This is a genomic window from Shewanella sp. SM32 (assembly GCF_025654235.1).
GTDB classification, from domain to species: domain Bacteria; phylum Pseudomonadota; class Gammaproteobacteria; order Enterobacterales; family Shewanellaceae; genus Shewanella; species Shewanella oncorhynchi.
The window spans coordinates 125,184-148,901 of the sequence record NZ_JAKKRO010000001.1; the positions used below are offsets into that span (position 1 = coordinate 125,184).

Below are 23,718 nucleotides of genomic sequence, written 5' to 3' on the forward strand. Positions count from 1 at the left end.
GACTATGCTCGCGTGCGGCCTCATATTGATTGGCAGCAGATATTCACGGGCAATAGTGGTCATTTTTATTTAATGAGGATGAAACAAAAAAATGCCGAGGTCAGTAGGGGGTGATGATCCCACTGAGACTCGGCATTCGGTCAATCATTGCTTAGCTTTTACGTGCTTTGATTCGATCTAGCACTGCATTTGCGTTTGACTTTTGCTCACCAATACCCGCTTCGGCTAGTTTGGCTTGCAACGACTTATCACTGTTTTCATCGGCTAAGGTTTCAGCCGCTTTTAAACGGTCGTCAAATTGTTGCTGACGTGCCTTGATACGTTCTAGTGAATCTTTAGCGTTCAGCAGCTTAGAGTTGCTAGACGCGAACGAGTCAGTAATGGTTGCCGTCGCTTTTTGCACGCTTTCAGTGGTTTTAACCATGCTCAACTGACGTTGATAATCAGACAGTTGGCGTTCGGTTTTCTTCACTAAGTCTTTCAAGCGTGCAGCATGGGCGCTAAAGCTGTCGTTGGCGCTTTGTTGCTCAGACAACTCTTGGTCTAACTGAGCAATCTTTTCAGCAATTTCAATCGCTAAGGCTTCATTGCCTTTGTCTAATGCTTGAGTCGCATAACCTTCGTGTTCTGCAATCGAACGTTTCAGACGGTCGATTTCACGGCTGGCTTGCATTTCTTTTGCCATGACATCGGTCAGTTCACGTTTAGCATTGGTTAAATGCTTTTCTGCATCACGGATTTCCTGTTCGAAAATACGGGTTGAGTTTGCGTCAACGATGCTTTGGCCAACTTCGGTGGCACCACCGCGAAACGCTGTTAAAATTTTATTCAGAATGCCCATTTAGTGGCTCCTTATTTCAGATAGTCGACCAATTCATCAATAACTTCTAAACAGTTATCAGATAAAACTGCTAATTCTTGCTCGATTTCGAGCATGCTAGATTGTAGTGATAGCGCACCGTAAACCACGTATTTGTCATCAATTTTTGCAAAAGCTGACAAGGGCATTGGAATGTTGAGCTCTAGCATGGTTTCAAACATTTCACTGCGACGTTCTTGATTTACTTCGTTCTCGCCCCACAGGTAGCTGATGCAAAGTACTTGGTTGTCCGTTACCGATACAAATACCGGGATTTCTTCACGGCCGACCACATTCACTTGCAACACTTCGACTTCACCATCGATTGGATAACAATCAAATTGAAAGCCAGTTTGGCTGTTGTTGCCAAGACTGTTGAGGTGATTGGCAATGGTATGGATATTCATATTTGTCCTTATTGACATATTATGTCTGTGTTCAAAGATAGCACCGAGACATAATATGTCAAGTACTATCTCATCCTATTAAAAAAGATCCAGTCCTTGATTCTCGGACCAATCTTGCAAATGGTAGTGATACAGCTGCAATGAACCCAATTCATTGGGTTTTATGTTGGCGGCATCTTGATAAAAATTGGCTGGAAACTCAAAGGCGCCATCCACTAAACCTAAAGTGAGCCAGTCATCTTTGATGGGCAACTCAGTTAACTTCGCTAATCTGTGTTGTGCATCGAGCCCGCCTAAGGTTGCAATACTCCAGCCCCATTCGCCAAAACTGGGCACATTATGATGGTACTGCTTGACGTCAAATCCCGCCAATGCCAAGGTTTTTGCTACCGAAATAAAGGCCTTAGGGGCATGGTAAGGCGATGTTGACTGTACAGTCAGAGCGCCATCACTGCTCATAAGTTCCTTTAATTTACGGTAGAAATAGTCCGAATAGAGCTTATTAAGATCGGGATGGCTCGGATCGGGCAAGTCTACGATAATCGCATCGTATTTCACGCCTGTGGCAATCAGTTTATCGACACCATTAAATGCATCGTCGTTGATCACTGTGACACGGGGATCGTTCAGTGCATTGCCATTGAGCGCCAACATAGCGCGACTGAGACTATCGGGCATATCTGTATCGGGCGATTTAAATAATTGCACTAGGCCCACATCGAGATCGAGCAGCGTGACTTGTTCAGGCTCCCAGCGCAGTACTTGTTTGAGACCGAGTCCATCACCGCCGCCAATGATCAGCACCTTGTTGTGACGGGCACTGGCCGCGAGCGTAGGATGAACGAGAAACGTATGGTAGATGTGCTCGTCTATGCTAGAAAATTGTAAGCGACCATTGATGTATAAAGCATAAACTGGCGGCAGACCGTTACCGCGCAACCGCTCGGTGAAGGTCAGCTGTTGGAAACGTGTCGCCTTGGCGTAAACCACTTTGTCTTTATAGAGCAAATTATTGAATTCTTGCTCCCAGCGTGGGCCGTGGATTGCTAATACGAGTAAGACACCAGTCACGATAAAATGCCCACTCAAAAGCAGTTTAGGGCGGCGGATTTTAGGCCAGAATCGCCAGATAAACACAAAACCTGCCAATAGATTGAAACTGGCAGTTAAGGCGGCGGCGAGTTGGATATCGATGGCGAGCATAAAGCCAACCCAAATGGCGGCACCTATGCCTGCGCCTATGTAATCAGCTCCGTAAATTGTGCCCGCGTTATGCAGTAAATGCTCGTCGGAAAGGGATTGGCGAACCCTAGCAATCAGCGGGATTTCCATACCAATCATCAGGCCCAATAACACACCCCACACATAGGGTAAGTATTCGCTGAGTTTTTGCAGCGAGCCTATCATGCCACCTTCGGGCAGTTGATCTGGCGGTAAACCTAAGGTGTTAGCAATGATTAATGGCAGTTGTTGACCAAAACCAATCACCGCTGCTGTGATTAAAATGGCGAGTGAGCCACAGAGTGCAACTGTGAGTTCTAAGATCACAAAACCGGTAAAGGCATCACGGATCTTACGCGCGGCGAAGGCACCTAGCCCCATGGAGACAATCATTAAGCCTATCATGGTGTAAATGGCGGCTTCTAATGCGCCTAAAATGCGGCCCGCATAGTGGGATAAAAGATATTCGTAGATCAGGCCGCAACCTGCTAATACGGCCATAATGCCCAATAAGAGAACATCGTCGAACCAACCTAGGCGGCTAGGTTTAGCCGCCGAGGGAGTTAAGCTAATTTCTTGCATTCGATTAAGCCATCAGTGCCGTAAGAATAAGTGCGATAGCGATACTGATCGCCATTTCTACTGCGGCGATACCGATATTGTGTTGTCTTTCCACTTCATCGGCTAAATCGATACGGGCCAATACCAGTTTCTTCACGACGAACAGCAGTAAGGAGAGTGCGATCAGCATAATGACTGAGAACACTAACCAACCGATCACGTTAGTCACATAAGCCGTTGGATTATAAATAATAAAGTGACTGGCGGCATTAAAGCTCAGTGCCATAGCAATCATGTAACCCGCATGGCGTAGCGCTAACGCTGTATGACCTTGGGCTAAGGCTTGTTGCATAGACGAGTCTTGGTTGCGGCTTGCGAAACGGTTTTCACGCCACCGCGTGAGTAGCACTAACATCAACTGCGAAATCGCAAAGGCGCTGAAGATGGCAATGAAGGTATCGACCGTTAAATCTTCTGCCCACAGCAAGACGGAGCGAATGATAATGGCGGTAGCAATAGCAACGCTAGCATCGACGATAGCGACGGACACATTACCTTTGATGATTTGCTCGTTCTTATCAAACTCATTTAGCGCTATTTTATCGTGGAGAAAACGGCCGAGTTTAATCAGTACTAAACCGAATAAACCATAGCAGCTCATGCCAATCGCTTCGGTAAGATAAGAGTGTGCCGCAGCGCCTGTGATAGCGCCTGTAAGCACTATGCCTAGGGCGGCAACTGCGCCAGCGGTACTTATGCCAAAGGCAAAGTTATCCCGCTCTGCCAGCTCTTTACTGCTATTGACCTTTACACTCCAACCTTGCAAATAACGCATTAGCGTTAGCAAAATCACGGCTATGGTGAGGTCGATAGCCAGAATGATGGCTAGCTCTGGTGTGATACCGAAATCCTGAAATAATGTCATTGGAAATCCTTAGTTACTTGCCCCGGCGCACACTGCGGGTCGTGCGATTGCTGGAATTGCGGAAACTGCTGTCTTTAGCATAGTTAGATCGAAACTTACTGTTCGAACTCTTGCTCGCACTTGTCGTGCTGGCCTTAGGTGCGCTGGTACTTTCACGGGATAACGCCGTGCCACCAGTTCGCGGTTTAGCATAAGGGCTGTCAAAGCGTTTGCCTTGTGAGTCGAAACGTTTTTTCGTTTGTTCGAAGGTCTTATTTTGCGCATCCGCTTGTTTGGGTGAGGTATAGCGATAACGACCTACGTCATTGTAATAGCTATAACCTCGGTTACCCGACCAACGATCGTAGGAAACTGGGCGATTGAAAACATTCGAAAACATCGAATACATGCCATACCAAGCCCAAAACGAAGTGCCGCTTGAGTCGGTTTGCCAGTTGCCGTAAGAGGGATTACCAACTAATTGACTGCCTGGACCAAAATCTTCACCGCCATTGGCTAATGTTGCGGCCTCACGGCTAATCGAATTCACGCGAGCCAGTTTGCCGTCGGACATATCGGCGACCACGTTGACGGGATCAGACAACATATCGTTAAACAGACTGGGATCTGCGGCTTGATAAAGATTTTCCGCTTCGGCCAGCTGTTGATCGAGATCAGCAAAGTTACTCGCCACTTTCGATTCATCTAAACGACGTTTCAGCGAGGTATACATGGGACCTTGGGTGCCAGAATCCTTTGCTAATTCATCGAGTAAGGGTGCTAAATCGGGTTTCTGTTGCTTTAGCAGTGTCGTGTATTGTTTTAAGAGATTAGCGTTACGCAACTGGCCGTCATCGATCATCGTCGTGAGCGTAGCGAGACGTTGCTGCGTGAGTTGTTGATACTTCGCGATTTTATCCGGTCTGTCATCGCCACAACCCGTCAGCGATAGCGAAACGGCTAAAAAAAGTATCGATGTGAGAACACGGGTTAGCATTCCTGCCATGTTTTCTCCAAAAGGTAATGAAATAAAACTCAAATACTTGCAGGCAATAATAATCCTCTTGCCCAATATGCCTGCCGCGCAGGTTATAGTACCCTTAAATGCCACAGATAAAAGTGTAAACCTTTATTTGTGTGTTACATCAGGTAGCTGCAAGTCTCGTCGAACATAACATGATGTGGCGTCAATCTATATCATTTACGACATAATATGTCGATAGCTAAATTTGTTAGGGATTATTATGACCATGCAAAAAGACAGTAATAAGTCATTGTCTATTCTTATTAATCAAACCGCTGAACGCAATTGGCTGCGATTAGAGGAAGCATGGTCCGAAGGACTTGCGCAATTAACGCCTGCTCAGCAGCAAGAACTCAAAACGGTTTTGGGACTCAGTGATTATGTAGCGGCTCAACTATGCCGACATCCCGAGTGGATCGCTATGCTGTTTGCGGGCGAGTTAAGCCTGATTGATCGTAAAAATTTTGATGTTGATTTGCATGAAGAACTGGCTAGCACGACCACCGAGGAGATGGCTAAAACCACCCTGCGACGGTTTCGTAACTATCAAATGGTGCGTTTAGCTTGGCGTGACTTTTTAGACTATGCCAGTTTAGAGGAATCCTTGCTTGATCTGTCGGCGCTCGCCGAAGCGTTAGTAATCTGCGCCCGCGATTGGCTCTATAAAGATATGTGCGCTCAATATGGCACGCCGATGGACAAAGAAGGGAATCCGCAACCGCTACTGATTTTAGGTATGGGTAAGTTAGGCGGCCGCGAGCTTAATTTCTCCTCCGATATCGATTTGATTTTCACGTTTCCTGAGCATGGCGAAACCGTCGGCGGTCGTCGCAGTTTAGACAATCAACAATTCTTTATCCGCATGGGGCAAAGGCTAGTGAACTTGCTCGATCAAGTTACCGTCGATGGTTTCGTGTTCCGCGTGGATATGCGTTTGCGTCCCTACGGTGAAAGTGGCCCCTTGGTGGTGAGTTTTAGTGGTCTTGAGGATTATTACCAAGAACAAGGGCGAGACTGGGAGCGTTATGCCATGGTCAAGGCTCGTGCGCTCGGGCCTTGGAACCATTTCTCCGATGAACTACACAGCCTCCTGAGACCCTTTGTGTATCGCCGTTATATCGACTTTTCGGCAATTGAATCCCTGCGAAAAATGAAGCAACTCATAGCGCAAGAAGTGCGGCGCCGTCATTTGACCGACAATATTAAACTCGGTGCAGGCGGTATTCGTGAGGTCGAGTTCGTGGTGCAAAGTTTTCAATTGATCCGTGGCGGCCGTGAGCCTGCGTTGCGTCAGCAGAGTTTATTCGGTGCTATCGATACGCTTTACAGCTTAGGGCAGTTTGAATATTTGGCGGTGGATGAGCTTAAACACAGTTATTTACTGCTGCGCCGGGTTGAGAATCTGCTGCAAGCCATTGACGATAAACAAACCCAAACCTTACCGAATAATCCACTCGATTGGGCGCGATTGTGCCATGTACTCGATATGGCCAATGAGGTTGATTTACGCACTCATATTGAAGCGGCAATGAGCAAAATCCATCGCCATTTTAAAGCCACTGTGGGTGGCGAAGAAGGCGAAGAAAAAGCCGAACATTGGACAGCGCAGCTGTGGAATATGCAAGACCTTGATGATGGCATTACGTTGTTGGCCGAACAGCAAATTGATGATGACAAGCTGTGCCCTATGCTCAGCAGCTGGCGCGAAACAGTGACTAAGCGTTCCATTGGTCCACGCGGGCGGGAAACCTTAGATAAGTTAATGCCAAGATTATTGGAAGAATTGATTAATCAACAGAGTCCATCGTCAGCTTTTGAGCCCGTGTCTAAGGTGCTGGAGCAAATTTTAACTCGTACCACTTACCTTGAGCTTTTGTGTGAAAACCCAGGCGCACGGCAACAGTTAGTGAGCTTGTGCTGCGCCAGTCCTTGGATTGCCGCGCAGTTGGCTAAATTTCCCATGTTGCTCGATGAGCTTATCGATCCATCGCAGCTTTATGACACGACCTCCATCGACGATTATCCGAGCGAGCTGCGTCAGTACATGATGCGCGTGCCCGAGGATGATATGGAGCAGCAGATGGAAGCGCTGCGACAATTTAAGCTTTCACAACAACTTAAAATCGCCGCCGCCGATGTCACGGGTGTTTTACCCGTGATGCAAGTGAGCGATCACTTAACTTTTTTAGCCGAAGCTATTATCGAACAAGTGGTGATGCAGGCGTGGCAACAGGTTTCAGTGCGCCATGGGGTGCCCGCTCACCTTGAGGGCAGTGACACAGGCTTTGCCGTTGTCGGTTATGGCAAGCTCGGCGGGATTGAATTGGGTTACGGCTCCGATCTCGATTTAGTTTTCTTGTGTGAAAATAAAACAGAGAACGGCCTGACCAATGGTGATCGCCCGATTGAAGTTGGTCATTTTTACCTCAAACTCGCCCAGCGCATTCTGCATTTATTCTCGACTCGCACCACTTCGGGGGAGTTGTATGAAGTGGATATGCGCCTGCGTCCTTCTGGCGCCTCGGGTTTGATGGTCAGTGAGATTGAGCGTTTTGGCGAATACCAAGCTAACGAGGCATGGACGTGGGAACATCAAGCCTTAGTGCGCTCGCGTTTTGTTTTTGGCGACAATAGTTTAGCGGTTAAATTCAGTCATATTCGCGCTTCAGTATTGGAAAAGCCCCGTGATAAAGCTGAGCTGCAAAAAGCGGTACGTGAGATGCGTCAGAAGATGCGCGATCACTTGCTTAAAGTCAGTGATGGCATGTTTGATTTAAAGCAGAGTCCAGGCGGGATTGCCGATATTGAGTTTATTGCCCAGTACTTAGTGCTGGCTAATGCCCACGAGTATCCAGAGCTAACGATTTGGTCTGATAATGTGCGGATTTTTGGTGTGTTAGCTGAGCTTGAACTTTTGCCAATGATGAGTGCCCAGCATTTAACTCAGACATATTGCTTACTACGGGATGAAAATCATCGACTGACTCTGCAACAAAAGGCGGGGCAGTTACCAGTGTCAGAGGTAGAAGACCATGCTGAGCGGGTGTTAAACATTTATCGTGCTGTGCTTGAATAGTGCAGTCTTTAAGGGGATTAAGGCTGATACGAATTTCAGCCTTAACACCGCAAGAATACACCATTTAGGCTAGAGTTTAATGAGAGCAGTTAGCTGAGAGCACCATGCAATTACCTACAATTCCTGAAAACGAGCTGCAACGCTTGGCCACATTACGCGCACTTAATGTGCTCGACACCGATGCCGAGGAACGTTTCGATCGTATTACTAGGCTTACGCGTAGAATTTTCTCCCTGCCCATTTGTGTTGTGACCTTAGTAGATGCCGATCGGCAATGGTTTAAATCACGCCAAGGATTGGAGGTGACTGAAACACCTCGGGAAATTTCATTTTGTGGACATGCGATCAATCATGACGGCATTTTCATCGTGAACGACGCCCTCAAAGATCCCCGTTTTAGTGACAATCCTCTGGTGACTGAGCAGCCGCATATTCGCTTTTACGCCGGCTATCCCCTCACCATTCACGAGCAATATCGGGTGGGTACTTTGTGTTTAATCGGTACTGAACCGCGGGATTTTACGGCTGAAGACATTGAAACCTTAACGGATTTAGGACAAATGGTAGAGGCTGAATTACTCTCTATCGCGCAAAATACCTTAGATCCCTTGACGGCTATTTCGAATCGACGTGGTTTTGAATTACTGGCCCATCAGTCAATGGCGAGTTGTCGACGTACCGAATCTGAGGCGGCCTTAGTATTCTTCGATCTCGACTTTTTTAAGGAAGTGAATGACAGCTTTGGTCATCGCAAGGGCGATCAGATGTTATATGATTTTGCCCATATCTTAATGACTGCTTTTAGGGAGTCGGATGTGATCGCAAGGCTTGGCGGCGATGAGTTTGTGGTGCTGCTAAGTTTTGTGCATAGAGATACAGTCAATCGGGTCATCGAGCGTTTTAAGCAGTTACTTGATCAATATAATCAACAGCATCCTAAGCAACATAGATTGGCGACCAGCATAGGTATCGCCCATTGGACACCGGATTCAGATATGAGCTTAGAGGATCTGTTAGATTCCGCTGATAAAGCCATGTATCAGAATAAAGCCACACATCACAGTGATGCATCTTAAATTGTTTACGCTTATGCCAATGAAAAGGGAGACAATAATGTCTCCCTTTTCATTGGACTTTATTCGGCGAAGAAGTACTAAGCTGTAATGAGCGTTACCCAATGTTGATATAAGGGTAAGCCAATTAGCACGTTAACTGGAAATGTGATCCCGAGTGAGGCTAGCATAGCCAGACCTATATTGGCTTCGGGGATTGCGGCTCGAATGGCCGCTGGCGCTGCGATATAAGATGCGCTGGCACTTAATGCCGCTAACACTAAAATGCTGCCTGAAGGTAAGTCCAGCCAAACACCTACACCAATACCACACCAAGCCAATACAAAGGGCGCTACGGTGGCAAACACTAATAAGCGCCATTGCTTAAGTGGCAGCGGCAAACACACTTTGGCCGTTACTAAGCCCATTTCCAGTAAAAATAATGCCAGTAAGGTTTTGAACCCGCCTAGTAACACAGGTGTAAGCGGCGCAAGTCCCGTTGGGCCATAAAGCCAACCTATCACCACACCGCCAAGGAGTAAGACAACGCCACGACTGGTTAAGGCTTCGTGCAACACGCTTGATTGATTTTCATTTTTGGGTGATGTTTCAATTGCTTTTTTGGCACTTAAGTATCTGTGTAACCAGAGCATTACGACAATAGCAGGTAGTTCCAGCAGCACGAGATATAGGGTCGTTTCTGGCCTTAAGATCAACCCAGATTTTTCAACCATAGCCATCACCACCGCAAAGGTTCCTGCACTGACGGAGCCGTAATGGGCGGCAATACTAATGGCATCGGTATGGCCAATGCGAACCAGCCGGGTTAGTACAGGGTATAAGGCCAAGGGGATAATCAAACCTAAGGCAACAACCGCTAACAGCTCAGTGAACACTAAGTTTTGAGTGTGACCGTGGAGCGCCATTCCGCCCTTTAAACCTAAGGTAAGCATTAACAGTATGGATAGGGTTTCGTAGATCGCGGGGGGGACTTTAAGATCTGATTTCACTAGGCCAGCTAACAGGCCTAAGGCGAAAAATGCAATGACAATATCGGGCATGGGTATCTCATTAAGTTTGACTTTTAAGCGGTGCAAAACGCGCTTGTTTGTCGAGTGATCCTGATGGCTGGTGATTTTGGACCTAATTAGTTATATTGAAAAATAAATTGTTTACCACCTAGGTATAGATAATTGTCTATGGATAAGCGTTCGTTATCGACTCAGCTTAAATTGCGGCATTTGAGTTTTCGGTTACTGCAGGTGTATGTGCAAGTGGTGCGGTTAGGTAATATTTCCGCAGCGGCGAGGGCATTGCATTTAACTCAACCCACAGTGTCATTACAGCTTAAAAAACTGGCCGATGTGTTGGGTGAGCCATTACTCGAGAGTCGTGATGGCCGCATGTTACCGACCTTGATTGGTAATGGGTTGTACCGCGCAGCCTGCGATACCTTGAGTCGTTTTGAGGATTTCGATGCTTTTATGCAGCAGGCTAAAGGTGGCAGTGTTGGTCACATTAATATCGGTATTGTCACTACCGCAAAATACGTGTTACCACGGATTTTAGGGGCATTTTATCGGCAGTTTCCACAGGTTAAAGTGACCTTAAACATTGGTAACCGTGCCCATGTATTAGGCAGATTTGAACGTCAAGAAGATGATTTATACCTGTTCAGTCATCCTCCAAGTGGCGATAACGTGTTATCTGCACGCATCATTAAAAATCCGCTGCAACTGATTGCACCAAAGGATCATTGGGCAGTGGGTCGTGAACAAGTGAATTTTAACGAGCTTAAAAATGAGCGTTTTATCGTTCGCGAACCGGGATCAGCCACCCGCTTAATGTTCGAGTCTTGGTGCAGTGGTCAAGGCATCACGCTCGGTGACACTATGCAAATCGAGAGTAATGAGGCGATACGCTTGAGCGTCGCGTCGGGCTTAGGTTTGTCGGTGATTTCGGCGCATACCTTGCAAGAAGGGCGCGAAAAACCTGCAATTCTAACTGTTACGGGGTTTCCGCTCGAAAGTAACTGGTATCTAGTTGGCCGTAAAGATCGCCGTTTGCCGTATGCCGCCATGCAACTGGTGGACTTTATGGCGGCGCATTTGGTCGAGTGTATCGAGCCAGAATGGGTTGCCACTGATATCAGTGAATTGGCTATGCACTTTAATCATGCTCCGCAAACTCGGTCCTCGCACTCTTGAGTCTTGCTTGTATTATGGAATGCTTTATTAAACTAGAGCATAGCGTTATGCATTGAGGGTAACGGTTTAACACATCTTGTGCCATTACCCTCTGATTCCATTATAAAGTGATACTCTAGACTTTAAATCGCGTTAGTAGATTGTTCAGTTCAACGGCGAGTCTTGAGAGCTCATGTGCTGAGGCACTGGTTTGCTGTGCCCCCGCAGCACTTTGGCTGGCAAGATCACTAATATTCACAATGTTTTTATCGACCTCGCGTGCGACTTTCGCTTGCTCTTCGGCGGCGCTTGCGATGACCATGTTGCTGTTATTCATCGTACTGATTTGGCGATTAATCGTGTTTAATGCATCCCCTGCCAATCTTGCGACTGAGAGTGCCTGTTCAGCCTTTTGGCCGCTGTGCTGCATTGATTGCACAGCCGTTTCGGTGCCGTGCTGGATTTTGTTAATCATGTCTTCAATTTCACGGGTCGAGGACTGAGTGCGATGGGCTAGGGCACGAACTTCATCAGCAACAACCGCAAAACCACGGCCTGTATCGCCCGCTCGCGCCGCTTCAATGGCTGCGTTTAAGGCCAGTAAATTCGTTTGCTCAGCAATGGCGCGGATCACATCGAGAACTTTACCTATATCCCTCGCTTGAATCGCTAAGGTTTGAACAACCTGTGAACTTTGCGTCACATCCTGATTCATGTCGATAATGGCTGCGACAGTCTGATCTACCTGTTTTTTACCTAATTCGGTACTGCGGGCGGTTTCTTCAGAGGCTTCTGAAGCGAGCACCGCCGTATTGGCAACTTCATCTACTGCCGAACTCATTTCGGTAATCGCAGTTGCCGCTTGCTGTATTTCATCATTTTGTTGCTGTATGCCGCGGGAAGCATCTTCAGTGACTGAATTGAGTTCTTCGGCGGCGGAGGCGAGCTGGCTAGAGGAGTTTGCTATATGGGATAAAGTGTCGCGCAGGTTTTGCTGCATTTCAGCTAATGATTGCATCAGTTGACTGGTTTCATCTTTACCCACTGTACTGATTTTCTGTGTTAAATCCCCCCTTGCGACTGCCACAGAAATGCCTACAGCTTCCTTCATTGGCTGCACGATACTGCGAGTTAAAAATATTGCTACTACAAATGCAGCGATTAAGGAGCCCACTATCATAATGCTGTTTAGCCATTTACTCTCGTCGTAGGCTTGTGCAGTTATTTGACCTTGTTCCTTTGCATATTCAGTATTCAAGCTGCCAATGCTAATGAGCGTCTTTGTCATTTTTTCGGCTTGCACTATCATGACATCATCCATGATCCGTTTAGCTTCGGCTGCATCATTCGCCTGTAGCTTGCTGATCATCTCATCTTGATGCTTTAAATACAGATCAAGGCTGCCACTAAATTCTTGATAAAGCTCCTGCTCACCTGGCAGGCTAATTAAAGGCTCATAGTTTTTTTGATCCGTTTTAATACTCTGGCGGATTTGCCTTAATGTATCGAGTCCTTTGTTAAGTTCAGCAGCCGAATTTGCTAATAACAGGCGAAATGTAAACACCCTAGCGCGCATCACATTGAGGTTGATGCTCGACAGACTGACTAGCGAAGGTAGAGTATTATCTTCAATTTCTACAGCAGTGGAGCGCATGGATGACATTGTCTGTAATGACATGATTCCTTGAAGTAGCAACACAAGAGCAAGTAATCCAAACGCAGCAATTAATCGTGAGCCAATCTTAAATTGTCGTAACCACATAAGTTAATCGTCCCTGTATTTAAAAGAGTTCCGTTTAAGGCTGTTCTTAATATTTTCTAGCGAATATTTCGAACTAAGTGTCATGGCGCTTAGTCAGAATCATGAGTCTTTAGTTGATTGCATAAACTATAGATTATATTTTTGAGCTTTTATGTTGCAGGTTGTAAATTTGATCGATTTAAACCTATAGGCTGTAAATTAGAACAATTGAAACTAAGTTACACCGTACCTTAAAACTCAAGGTTAGCAACAGCTAGAAGCAAATTGAACGTAATGAGTCATTTGGTTGTGTGGATTGAATCGATTATGGAAGATGGGTTTTATATTTTATGTATTTGATTTTTAATTATTATAATTTTTTTGTTGTACTAGTTTGTCTATGATTGCAGATTTTCAATTTAGGTACTTATTCATCTTTCTAGGCTTGTATCTGCAAATAGCGTATTTGACTTGTTATATTCTGAATGCATGAATTATCTTATCACTAATTGTTCCTCGAATTTTTATCGTGATGGCTAACTTCTTGCTTATCAATATTAGGGTTTTGGTCTAACTCAACAGAGCGATAAATCGCTAATGTTTTACGGCCATTCACTTCGACTCATTTCTATTAATCGACTGTAGGTGCGGCGGAATTCAAAACTGAGTGCGCCACCTTGATAGAGTTCACTCAGTGGCACGTCGCAGCTGAGATATAAGCTGACATTTTGATCGTATAACTCATCAATTAAGCTGATAAAACGCCGTGCTGGGTCGTCGTTGGCTGCATAGGAGAGTTTGCGCTCGCCCGTGGCTGCGGCTTGGTTATCACCTGTACCGTCTTCTGTGCCGCGGGCACGGATCCAGCTTTTCACTTCGCCGCCTAATTTGGGAACGCCGCTCACCATTAAGATCTTAAATCGGCTGGCGATTTCGATGTAATCGAGTTGGGATCTCGGGCCGTCACATAGGGCATAAAAATCGAACCAAGCGACGGAGTTGCCTGTTGGCGCTATAGCGGCGCGGATCACTGGAATTTCACGGTTGCAGATGGTGAGGTTAGCATTACTCATTCTGCTATCACTAATGCCAATAGCGCTCATACTGAGTGTATTTGGTGTTAACCCATTCACTAGCTTGTCAAAAATCGGCTCAAAATCGAGTGTTCCGGTAATGCCGATATTGCGGGAAATTGAGGCGTTAACTTCAGCGCTATCAATGTCAATCTCGTTGTTTAATGAAGCATTGATGGCGTGCATCCTATGGTCTTGGTTGCCATTGAGATGCAGCATTTGAGTGTGTGTTTGCAGCAGTTGGATGCAAGGTAAAAATCTGTGCCTAGCTAGGCCGTTCTCATATAAGCGCTCAATAGGAATATTTGAGGTGGCGACCAGCACCACACCTTGTTTGAATAGGCATTCAAAGAGCCCTGCGAGTATCATGGCATCGCCAATGTCCGAGACAAAAAACTCATCGAAACACAGCACCTTGCACTCTTTTGCGAGATTTTTAGCAATGAGAGTTAACGGATCTCGTTTACCCGAATGTTCGCGTAATGCTTGGTGTATCCGTGCCATAAATCGGTGAAAATGCAGTCTTAACTTACCTTCACTCGGCAAGCAATCGAAAAACAAATCCATCAGAAACGTTTTGCCCCGACCCACATCGCCCCACAGATACAAACCTTTGATTGCTTGTTTGTTGATAAGGGGAAAGTGTGCTGAATGTGGCTGTAGCATCAACTGCTTAAATAGCACATCGAGCGCCAACACCGCCTGTTGCTGCGCGGGATCGTCAATGAGATCTATGCTCACCTTGGCGCGATACGCTTCAAGTGGTGTCACGATTGGGGTTATCGATTGCGAGCTAGCGGAGTTTGAATGTGCCATGTCGGGGTCTCGTTGGCGGTTTGTTTTCGGTGTTTGCTGCTAGTGTGTTCTTTAGCTTTGTTTTAGTGCGATATCAGTACTCACCTTTTTGAGGCATCCTGTTACTCATATTCAGGTACTCGGGAGCCATATGGCAAGATGCGCAGGGTAACATAGTCGCTGACGTGACTTAAGTCCCGCTCTGAGGCTTAGGTTAAATACTAAGCGAAACCAGTGCTTTATTCTCGAGGACTTTTACCATAACATCTTTGTCACAAAAATAATGATATGGAATGAATCCTATGGCGAGTAAGGGCAATGGCATTACGGTTATCAGTGCACAAACCTTGATTGAGGGTGACATTCAGTTAGAGAGCGCGGCATTCATTGCGGGTAAATTGCAGGGCAATATTAGATCAGCAGGACAAATTAAGATCGAACTTGGCGGCGAAATCTCTGGTGAAGTCAGTTGTCATGAGCTGCGTGTTTGCGGCGTATTTCGCGGAAGAGTCTGTTGTAATAAGTTGATTATTACCAGTTCTGGTGTGGTTGACGGTGAAGTCGCCAGTCATCAGATGGAGATTTACGAAGGCGGGCAGTTTATTGGTCAGCGTATTAAAGGTCCTGAACTTGATGCCTTGCCGGACATGCTACAAGCACTCGCGCCAATAGCTCAACGCTCGGATGCGCATTTATATGCCAGTGAAAGCACTTTACTAAGAGGTGATAATCTGGCGATTCGCCCTTGGCTGTATGTTGCAGTGGCAACTGTCGTCATAGCGTTAGGTTTTAGTTTTGGACCCGAGCAATTGCGTGAGTGGTTACCGAATCTTAGTGACAGCACGTTCAAAACTGAGGTGTCTCCGGCAATCGAGGGGCCTAAGGCCGTAAATGGTATGGCTCCTGAACAACCTGCTACGCCAAATAGCGCGAATGCCGACAATATGGCGGTGTTACCGGCAGAAGATCCTGATCCGCAGGCCATACAGCAGGATTCGGCGATGGAAGATTTGCAACAAATGGAACAAGGCCATGAACAGATGACGCAGGGTGATAATGGCGCACCGCCTGCCAGCGACAGTGCGACCAATAAGCTCTAATCTGTCGATCGCGCATTTGAATCTTTTAGAAGGATTATTTGGCTTTAGTTGTCAGTTAGGCCAACCTTGACCCTTTCAAACTGCCACTCTGGTAGCTTGGTTTTTAAGTCAGGAAGAATTCGATCAACATCGCCCCGCAAAATAATCAATGGATTACCACTAAAAGCCGCGTTTGCTAACTGTTGTAGCCTTTCGGGCGTTAGAGCCTGTAATCCTGCATTTAGCTGCTGAACTTCAATTTGAGTTAATCCTGTCGCGACTTGGTGGATATATTGGTTTTCACGTTGAATGCTGTTGTCTTGGCTGAGCAAATCTTCACCGATCAAATAGGTTTTAAGTGCATCGATTTCACCTTGGCTAACACCTTGCGTCTTAACGAGTGCGAGGTGATCTACTATCCCCACCACAAACGCGCCCGTATGTTCTATGGCTGTACTGCCGTAAAACTTGATACTGCTGGAGAGCGGTGCATTAGCACATTGGCCGTAGATGCCATAGGTGAGGCCGCGTTTTTCCCGTAAATCATAGTAAAGTCTGCCCGAAAAACTGCGGCCCATGAGTGCGGATAAACTGCGACAGCTTAAGGCTACTTCCTGTGGGTTCAGTTGCTGCTGAGTTGATGCATTACTTAGGACATGATCTATGGCATAACCTAGGCGGACTTGGGTTTGCACGCTGCCCGGCGCATCAATAAGGTAAATCCTCTTGATTTGCTGAGGCTTTACTGTCTCTGGTTTATCCACTTTCGGCACTGAATTAGGCAATATTGGCCACAGTTTAAGGCTAGCTTGAAGGTTAAATTTAGCGTTATTTGCCAAAGAGTTGGGTAGAAAAAGATGCCACTGTGCTTGTGTTACCGCCTGCTGTTGGATTTGTTGCAGTTGCCTTAGGCTGAGCGAATCGAACAATGTATTATTATTGATCACTCTATTGTAGGGATGTTTAGGGCCGAGCAGTTTATCGCGCCACACTTTATCTATCTCGGCGCCACTAAAGGCGTTTAAGTGTTTATTGAGCTTGAGTTGACGGCGAATATTGTCGACATCGACGGGGGCGGTTGTCGCATCAACAAAGGCATCTGGCTGCCAAAATTGCAGTAGTAAGCCGTAGATATGGTTAACATCGTCGGGGCAAGTGAGGCTTAAATTAATGCTGTGCAAGCTGACACGCATACTGAAAGTCTCAAGACAGGGATCTGCGCGGCTAATGGCAAGTGTGCGGGCCTTTTCTTGAAAGGCAATCTGTAAAATATCAGGATTATTGAAGGGAACTTGCGGGCTCACAGCCGCTAAACTGACCCTGTTGCTCACACTGTTATTCATTTGAACTGAGGCAAGGCGATGTAACTGATAGGGTAAATCCAATTCGGTATGGACTTCATCGGTAAAAATTTCATCCGTTACGGGGATAATGACGCCGCTTTTGGGTAAATGATTGTTCAAAGAGCTAGGCAAAGAATGGGCTAAAGAGTTTGGCGTTTCAAAATGGGCCAAACTCGGCGGTTCGCTCGGCGTGAAGACGATTTGCGTCTGCTGGCAGGCGTTTAGTGATAAAACCACAGCGCAGAACATTAAGCCTTGTAGCTGCTTTGACATTGTCTGAGTCGTCATAATACCGCATCCTCTAAACTGTCACTCATATCGTTAGGCAGCCATTCCAGTAGCGTTTTACCCCAGCGAATATACCAAGGTGGCAGTAGGTCGACTCGGACATAATCTTGGTTGAAATACCGTTTTGCGACGCTTTGGATATCGTCGGCCGTGACTGCGTTGATCCGTTGCCACTGCGCGGTAAAGGGATGGTCTTTATCTTGAGCCGACGTTGCGGAAAGCTTGGTAGCTAAGGCCTGGGTGTCATCCAGTTGTTGTAATTGATTGTTTAACCACACTTGTTTAAGTGTGCAAAGACTTGCTTCATCCAGAGCATCTTGCTGTGTTTGTGCCACAAGTCCCAACACTTTTTGCACTAAGGCATCGAGTGAGGTCCGTGCCCGTGGAACCAGGACGATATTCGCTATGCCATGATTTTCTAACTCAAAGGGCAGGGAGTAGCTGAGCATTTGTTCGGGATTATGCAGACTGAGTTTAGCGAGTGCACTGGTGGTGTTTTGAAATAAATAGCCTTCTAGTAGCCGAATTGCCGCCGCATCGGGGTGATCTTTACCTACTGTATGCCAAGCGAGCAGTAATCCGGGCCAAGGTCCGCGCTTATCCACTAACTCAGCATGTACTTGTTTAGGTTGGATTGTTAACTCAGAAAATTCAGGTTCAGCAATCGTTGGCCTAGACCAAGCCGCAAAATTTTGCTCAATCCATTGCCGGGTTTGTGGGCTTAGTTTGCCGACAAGGGAAAGCTGCATCGCATCGGGACGATAATAAGCACGGTGAAAGGCCGTTAGGTTTTCTGGTGTGGCTTGCAAGATATCTTCGCGATTGCCAATAATACCGTGACCGTAAGGAGTACCTTTTACTTGCTCGAGTAAAAACGTCATCGCGCTGCGGATATAGGGCTGATTATCTATGGTTTGTGCCATTTCCTGCAGTACGGTTTCCTGCTGATTTTTAACCGTAGTGGCATTAAGGCTAGGGCGGATAAAGCGATCGGCTTCGAGATATAAGCCCAGTTCTAATGCTTGGTTTGGCAGCGTCACATAGTAGTTGGTGTAGTCAAAATGTGTGCTGGCATTAAAACGTGCACCTAAAGCACTGAACTGCTGAGCATAGGTATCGCCGGGGGCATTTTCACTCCCTTTAAACAACATGTGCTCAAACAGATGGGCGTAACCGCTCTGACCTTGGGCTTCGTTGCGGGCGCCTAAATTAAATTGGCTGGCGACTGTGACTGTTTGTTTATCTACCATGGGCAGTAATCGCACTGTCAGGCCATTTTGTAGCGTATAGGTCTCTATATTCGCTTCGAGCGTATATAAGGCTTGCGCATCTTGCTCCGTGCGGCATTGGGCCTGTAGCGTATGACTGAAAACACTGGCCGAAAGGGCGATAAAAAAGGTGATTTGAGTTTTCATAAGTGCGTCCTGCCGAGCTTATTTTTTAATTTGTCAAATGTCTTACTCAAGCTGGATACCATTAACGACAGGCAATTGATACATTCGCAGGTATCGATACAGATTGCACCACTGTCGACGACTGCTCGGATTTCATCGAAATCAGTTGAATAGCATTCAGTTTTTGAAAAGAACTGCTATGATGGCACAGTTCTTTTTCTGGCATAAGTACAAGATATGGTAAGCAGATCTCCGTTCGAATCCTTTCAGTGGAAAAGCGATATTTTTAACTGTGAAAGCACTGATATTGATAATTTCTATCTGCTGCTTGAGCAGGAAATGACCCGTTTGGGCATGGTTGAGAAAACATTGGGTGAAGTGGGTAAATACGATGTTAGCTTGTATCAGTCACCGGCCGCTAAGTCAGGCTTACCTTCTTTATTGATCAGCACAGGATTTCATGGCGAAGAATCTGCAGGCCCATGGGGTTTGTTGCATTTTTTGAGTGAAGCTTCAGCAGACCTATTTGAACGGGTGAACTTGAGTTTATTGCCTCTCGTCAATCCTACTGGATTCAGTCGTGGTCATAGATTTAATAAATACGGCGAAAATCCAAATCGTGGTTTTGTATTTGAGAACGGTAAACCTAAAGCGAATGAACATACATCGGTTGAAGGTAAGCTATTGTTAGAGCACGCACAGTTACTGCTTGCTGCGAGTCGAGACGGTATTTTAACTTGCCATGAAGATGTCTTGAGTCGTGAAGCCTATGTGTATTCTTTTGAGCCAAGCCAAGTGCCAGGACGTTTTAGTCTCGATCTGCGCGATACTTTAGGTGGTTATTTCCCGATTGCGGTAGACGGTGAGATTGATGGGTGTCCTGTTAAGGATGGTTTGATCTTCAATCATTTTGATACGTCTTTTGAAGCTTGTTTAGTACGAAGTGGTGCTCGTGTCGGTGCTTGTACTGAAACGCCTGCGTTGCAAAACTTCGATCAACGCGTATTAGCAAACAGTGCTGCTATGACTCACTTCTTGGCCCTGTGTGCACCTTTATGTGATTGATATGTTAGTCTATTACGTTAGTGAATAGCCTGACATGACAAAAAAATACCCGCAGATTGCGGGTATTTTTTTAGGTGGTATTCGCCAGTGAATTATTGATTAATTCGCATTGGCACACCAGTACGTTCATCGAGTAGCTTCTTGATCACAGAAGAATCAGTGTCAGCTTTAGCGATAAACTTAGCGATCTCTTTTGGCAGTGATATCGCAACGGGCTCATTTGATTCAAACTCCGCCACAGTGCGAGACAATGGTTGATGCACGGCTAAGTAGCGTTTACCGTCTGGCTCTTCGGTTGCTTTAATCGGTTGGTTCACAAATTGTACCCGGGTTCCCACTGGTACAGTCTTGAATAGATGCTCGATATCTTCATGGCGTAAACGCACACAACCTTGACTGACACGCAAACCGATACCGAAACTCGCGTTAGTACCATGAATCGCATACAAGTTGCCGATATACAGCGCATACAGTCCCATAGGGTTATCTGGACCCGCTGGCCATACCGCTGGCAGGATTTCACCTTTAGCAGCATATTCTTTACGAATGCGCGGTGTGGGTGTCCAAGTTGGATTCGCACGCTTGCGTTGTACAGTGGTCACCCAGTTTTCTGGTGTGTCTTTACCAATTTGGCCAATACCAATAGGCAACACTTCAACAGTCTTTTTGCCTTTCGGATAGTAATACAAACGCATTTCAGCCACGTTGATCACTATGCCTTCACGGGGAGCGTTTGGCAGGATCAATTGCAATGGAATGATCAGTTGGCTACCTGGTTTTGGCAGAAATGGATCCACACCTGGGTTAGCTTCGAGTAAGTTACTGAGACCAAGCTGGTATTTGGCTGCGATATCTTCGAGAGTGTGTTTACCCTCTGGAACCGTATAATACTGGTTCTCGCCAATTAGCCTGCTTTGGGCGGCTGGTAAAGGATATTCCGTTGCTAAAGCGGACAGACTAGGGAAAACCAAAGTCAATAATAAAGCTGTGGTGCGAAGCATACTCATAAGCGGATACTACGATTCCTGTTAATAAAAAAGCGTGTTTAACGCAGCTTTCTCTCTTAAAACGAGAGCGGCAATTTGACGAGCAAAATGCACTGGCGCGCGAAGCTCGCATCCTTCCTTATTTTGGACATTATTTCAACTGAAATATGATCAGTACGGCGTATTTATCGCTTAATTTTTTGTTTTAACGGTTTTCCTTGGCGGCGTCAATTGCCAGTATTTAGTCTTGTCGTTAAAACCTGCTGTACTCAATTGTCTTGTGCATGCCTTCCTGCTTGATGAAAAATATTTGCAGTGTTAACCAATCTAAAACGTGTCTGTTTGAATGGCGAGCATGTATGGCGTTACTGGAACTGAATTGATTTGTTTTGGGAAAACAGTGTGTGGTCATTTTCTGACAAGGCTATTGCTCATCGGATAAAGTGAGTTTAAATCATCTCATTGGCAAATAAATGGAGTTAAAACAATTAGCTTAAGAATAATGTTCAAATATTCACCTTTTATACGACATTATTTTATCTGGCACTAAATTGGCTATGATACCGTTAGTTTATGCAGGTTTGTGAGCTGAGTTTTGCTTGAATGATTTGAGTTTACGTTCAGTTTGTTATTTTTAACTATTTGATATTTATTTCTTTTAATTCTTATTAAGTCATGTGGAGATGTTCTGCTATCCTTTAGGTTTTACGTTCGCCTTTATCTAAAGGTTAATAGAAAGTTGGTTTTATGACATTTTTTATGTAGATGATTGAAATTTAATATTTAACGCTCCAATAATTCGATATTTTTGTGCTAATATAAAATCATAAAATTGTGAGTTGAGTCATTTTTAACCTCGGTGATTTGTCTATCGTTTAACTAAACAACCTGTATTAAGGAGGCGTTTGTGGATGCAGATTCCATCAATAGTTTTTTTCTGATTGGCGCCTTGCTTACAGCAGTGAGTGTTTTACTTAGTCCTATGTCTTCCCGTTTGGGCATCCCTATTTTATTGATTTTCCTCGCTGTGGGTATTTTGGCTGGCGAAGATGGCGTTGGTGGAATCCAGTTTGATGATTATTCAACTTCCTATTTAGTCAGTAACTTAGCCTTAGCGATTATTTTACTCGATGGCGGTATGCGCACCCGCGTTGCCAGTTTTAGGGTGGCGCTATGGCCTGCATTATCGTTGGCGACCTTTGGCGTTGCCATTACGACCAGTATTACTGGCATGATGGCCGCATGGTTGTTCGACTTGCATTGGTTGCAAGGTTTGCTGGTGGGCGCGATTGTGGGCTCGACCGATGCCGCCGCGGTATTTTCCTTGCTTAAAGGGCGTAGCCTTAACGAGCGGGTTGGTGCGACCTTAGAAATTGAGTCCGGCAGTAACGATCCTATGGCGGTATTCTTAACCGTAACCTTGATTGCCATTCTTGCCAATGTCGACAGTGAGTTGTCCTTCAGCTTTATGCTTATTAGCTTTATAAAGCAATTTGGTCTGGGGATCTGTTTAGGTTTAGGCGGCGGCTGGATGCTGTGGAAGCTCGTCAATTTAAGCAAGTTAGCTGATGGTCTGTACTCTATTTTAGTTTTAAGCGGTGGTCTGATTATTTATGCTGCATCCAACAAACTGGGTGGTAGCGGTATTCTGTCGATTTACTTAGTGGGTCTGTTCCTCGGCAATAAGCCAACCCGTGGCCGTCATGCGATTTTGAACGTACTGGATGGTATGACTTGGGTCAGTCAAATCGGCATGTTCCTCGTATTAGGGTTATTGCTTACCCCTTCAGATTTAGTCGATATCATGATCCCAGGTTTTGCTCTGGCATTCGGAATGATTTTATTTGCTCGCCCTGTCGCCGTATGGATCAGTTTATTGCCGTTTAAGAGCTTTAGCAGCCGCGACCGCTGGTTTATTTCTTGGGTGGGGTTACGCGGCGCTGTGCCTATCATCTTAGCAGTATTCCCTATGATGGCGGGCTTACCGGGTGCTCAGTTGTACTTCAACTTAGCCTTCTTCGTTGTATTAGTGTCGTTGCTGGTTCAAGGTGCATCTTTGACCACTGCAGCGCGTTTAGCTAAGGTGGAACTGCCCCCAAAGCCGTTACCCGTTTCGCGCTCGGGAGTTGAAATTTACCCGAGCAGCGAATGGGAAGTGTTTGTCTATCGTTTGAGTGAAAGTAAGTGGTGTATTGGTGAGCCGCTAAAGCGCTTAGCTATGCCAGATGGGACACGGATTGCGGCGGTATTTAGGGATGACACTTTGCTGCATCCATCGGGTAGCACTCGTCTCGAGGCGGGCGATATACTCTGTGTGCTGGGTCAGGAGAAAAGTTTAGAAGCCTTGAGTAACCTCTTTAGCCAAGCGCCAGAAAATAAAGAAGTACAACGATTCTTCGGTGATTTCTTTATTGAAACTGACGTTAAGCTTGCGGATCTCGCGCCTATTTATGGTTTGAGTTTAGATAATCTCGCTGATGATATGACAGTCGCAGACCTTGTGGTATCTCAGCTTGGCGCCAATCCTGTACTTGGGGATCAGTTCCACTGGCAGTCGTTGCATTGGGTGGTGGCGGGGTTGTATGAAGGTAAAGTCACTAACGTAGGTATTCGTTTACCGACTGAGAATGCGCTCTAATCCTATGTGCTAGATGGTCCTTACTA

At 46.0% G+C, this 23,718-nt stretch carries 17 protein-coding genes; 6 read left to right on the forward strand and 11 right to left on the reverse strand.

What is annotated here, in order from left to right; genetic code table 11:
- Nucleotides 1–151 precede the first annotated feature (151 nt).
- From L5M10_RS00620 to L5M10_RS00640, 5 genes are all read right to left on the reverse strand, one after another.
- On the reverse strand, nt 152–841 hold the full coding sequence (locus L5M10_RS00620; protein ID WP_028761835.1) for a PspA/IM30 family protein: 690 nt from the start codon (nt 839–841) through the stop codon (nt 152–154).
- 11 nt (nt 842–852) lie between these two features.
- Entirely contained in the window at nt 853–1,266 is a 414-nt protein-coding gene (locus L5M10_RS00625; RefSeq protein ID WP_105251554.1) for a YjfI family protein, read from the reverse strand.
- 78 nt (nt 1,267–1,344) lie between these two features.
- Complete coding sequence (locus tag L5M10_RS00630; protein ID WP_219233820.1) at nt 1,345–3,069, reverse strand: polyamine aminopropyltransferase; 1,725 nt, start codon at nt 3,067–3,069, stop codon at nt 1,345–1,347.
- Between the two features lie 4 nt (nt 3,070–3,073).
- Nucleotides 3,074–3,973, reverse strand: coding sequence for a DUF350 domain-containing protein (locus L5M10_RS00635; protein WP_113939026.1), 900 nt, complete (start codon nt 3,971–3,973; stop codon nt 3,074–3,076).
- Between the two features lie 13 nt (nt 3,974–3,986).
- Nucleotides 3,987–4,958 carry a hypothetical protein gene (locus L5M10_RS00640; protein ID WP_263146478.1) on the reverse strand — a complete coding sequence of 324 codons (972 nt, stop codon included), beginning with the start codon at nt 4,956–4,958 and terminating at the stop codon, nt 3,987–3,989.
- 238 nt (nt 4,959–5,196) lie between these two features.
- Between L5M10_RS00640 and glnE the strand changes: the two genes are divergently transcribed.
- Nucleotides 5,197–8,052: a bifunctional [glutamate--ammonia ligase]-adenylyl-L-tyrosine phosphorylase/[glutamate--ammonia-ligase] adenylyltransferase gene (glnE, locus tag L5M10_RS00645; RefSeq protein ID WP_263254670.1), complete on the forward strand. Its 2,856-nt coding sequence runs from the start codon at nt 5,197–5,199 to the stop codon at nt 8,050–8,052.
- A 104-nt stretch (nt 8,053–8,156) separates the two neighbouring features.
- Complete coding sequence (locus L5M10_RS00650) at nt 8,157–9,128, forward strand: sensor domain-containing diguanylate cyclase (protein WP_263254671.1); 972 nt, start codon at nt 8,157–8,159, stop codon at nt 9,126–9,128.
- 77 nt (nt 9,129–9,205) lie between these two features.
- Here L5M10_RS00650 and L5M10_RS00655 read toward each other — a convergent pair whose 3' ends face one another.
- Entirely contained in the window at nt 9,206–10,165 is a 960-nt protein-coding gene (locus tag L5M10_RS00655) for a sodium-dependent bicarbonate transport family permease (protein ID WP_263254672.1), read from the reverse strand.
- Nucleotides 10,166–10,303: 138 nt separating this feature from the next.
- Here L5M10_RS00655 and L5M10_RS00660 point away from each other — a divergent pair, with 138 nt between their 5' ends.
- Nucleotides 10,304–11,311, forward strand: coding sequence for a LysR family transcriptional regulator (locus L5M10_RS00660; RefSeq protein WP_263254673.1), 1,008 nt, complete (start codon nt 10,304–10,306; stop codon nt 11,309–11,311).
- A 115-nt stretch (nt 11,312–11,426) separates the two neighbouring features.
- Here L5M10_RS00660 and L5M10_RS00665 read toward each other — a convergent pair whose 3' ends face one another.
- The gene (locus L5M10_RS00665) at nt 11,427–13,052 is read right to left on the reverse strand and encodes a methyl-accepting chemotaxis protein (protein ID WP_263254674.1); all 1,626 of its coding nucleotides are present in this window, start codon (nt 13,050–13,052) and stop codon (nt 11,427–11,429) included.
- Between the two features lie 581 nt (nt 13,053–13,633).
- Complete coding sequence (zapE, locus tag L5M10_RS00670; RefSeq protein ID WP_263146462.1) at nt 13,634–14,920, reverse strand: cell division protein ZapE; 1,287 nt, start codon at nt 14,918–14,920, stop codon at nt 13,634–13,636.
- Nucleotides 14,921–15,201: 281 nt separating this feature from the next.
- Between zapE and L5M10_RS00675 the strand changes: the two genes are divergently transcribed.
- The gene (locus L5M10_RS00675; RefSeq protein ID WP_263146603.1) at nt 15,202–15,999 is read left to right on the forward strand and encodes a polymer-forming cytoskeletal protein; all 798 of its coding nucleotides are present in this window, start codon (nt 15,202–15,204) and stop codon (nt 15,997–15,999) included.
- A 44-nt stretch (nt 16,000–16,043) separates the two neighbouring features.
- Here the strand turns inward: L5M10_RS00675 and L5M10_RS00680 are convergent, their stop codons facing one another.
- Together L5M10_RS00680 and L5M10_RS00685 are read right to left on the reverse strand one after the other, a co-directional pair.
- Nucleotides 16,044–17,609, reverse strand: a complete 1,566-nt coding sequence (locus tag L5M10_RS00680; RefSeq protein ID WP_263146459.1) for a M16 family metallopeptidase — start codon at nt 17,607–17,609, stop codon at nt 16,044–16,046.
- The gene (locus tag L5M10_RS00685; RefSeq protein ID WP_263146457.1) at nt 17,606–19,024 is read right to left on the reverse strand and encodes a M16 family metallopeptidase; all 1,419 of its coding nucleotides are present in this window, start codon (nt 19,022–19,024) and stop codon (nt 17,606–17,608) included. The genes L5M10_RS00680 and L5M10_RS00685 overlap by 4 nt, the downstream gene beginning before the upstream one ends.
- Nucleotides 19,025–19,240: 216 nt before the next feature.
- Between L5M10_RS00685 and L5M10_RS00690 the strand changes: the two genes are divergently transcribed.
- Nucleotides 19,241–20,068, forward strand: coding sequence for a M14 family metallocarboxypeptidase (locus L5M10_RS00690; RefSeq protein ID WP_105251567.1), 828 nt, complete (start codon nt 19,241–19,243; stop codon nt 20,066–20,068).
- A 92-nt stretch (nt 20,069–20,160) separates the two neighbouring features.
- On the opposite strand, the gene L5M10_RS00695 is transcribed toward L5M10_RS00690, so the two are convergent.
- The gene (locus L5M10_RS00695) at nt 20,161–21,075 is read right to left on the reverse strand and encodes a L,D-transpeptidase family protein (protein ID WP_105251568.1); all 915 of its coding nucleotides are present in this window, start codon (nt 21,073–21,075) and stop codon (nt 20,161–20,163) included.
- Between the two features lie 886 nt (nt 21,076–21,961).
- Between L5M10_RS00695 and L5M10_RS00700 the strand changes: the two genes are divergently transcribed.
- Nucleotides 21,962–23,692, forward strand: coding sequence for a potassium/proton antiporter (locus L5M10_RS00700; protein ID WP_131524280.1), 1,731 nt, complete (start codon nt 21,962–21,964; stop codon nt 23,690–23,692).
- Nucleotides 23,693–23,718 lie beyond the last annotated feature (26 nt).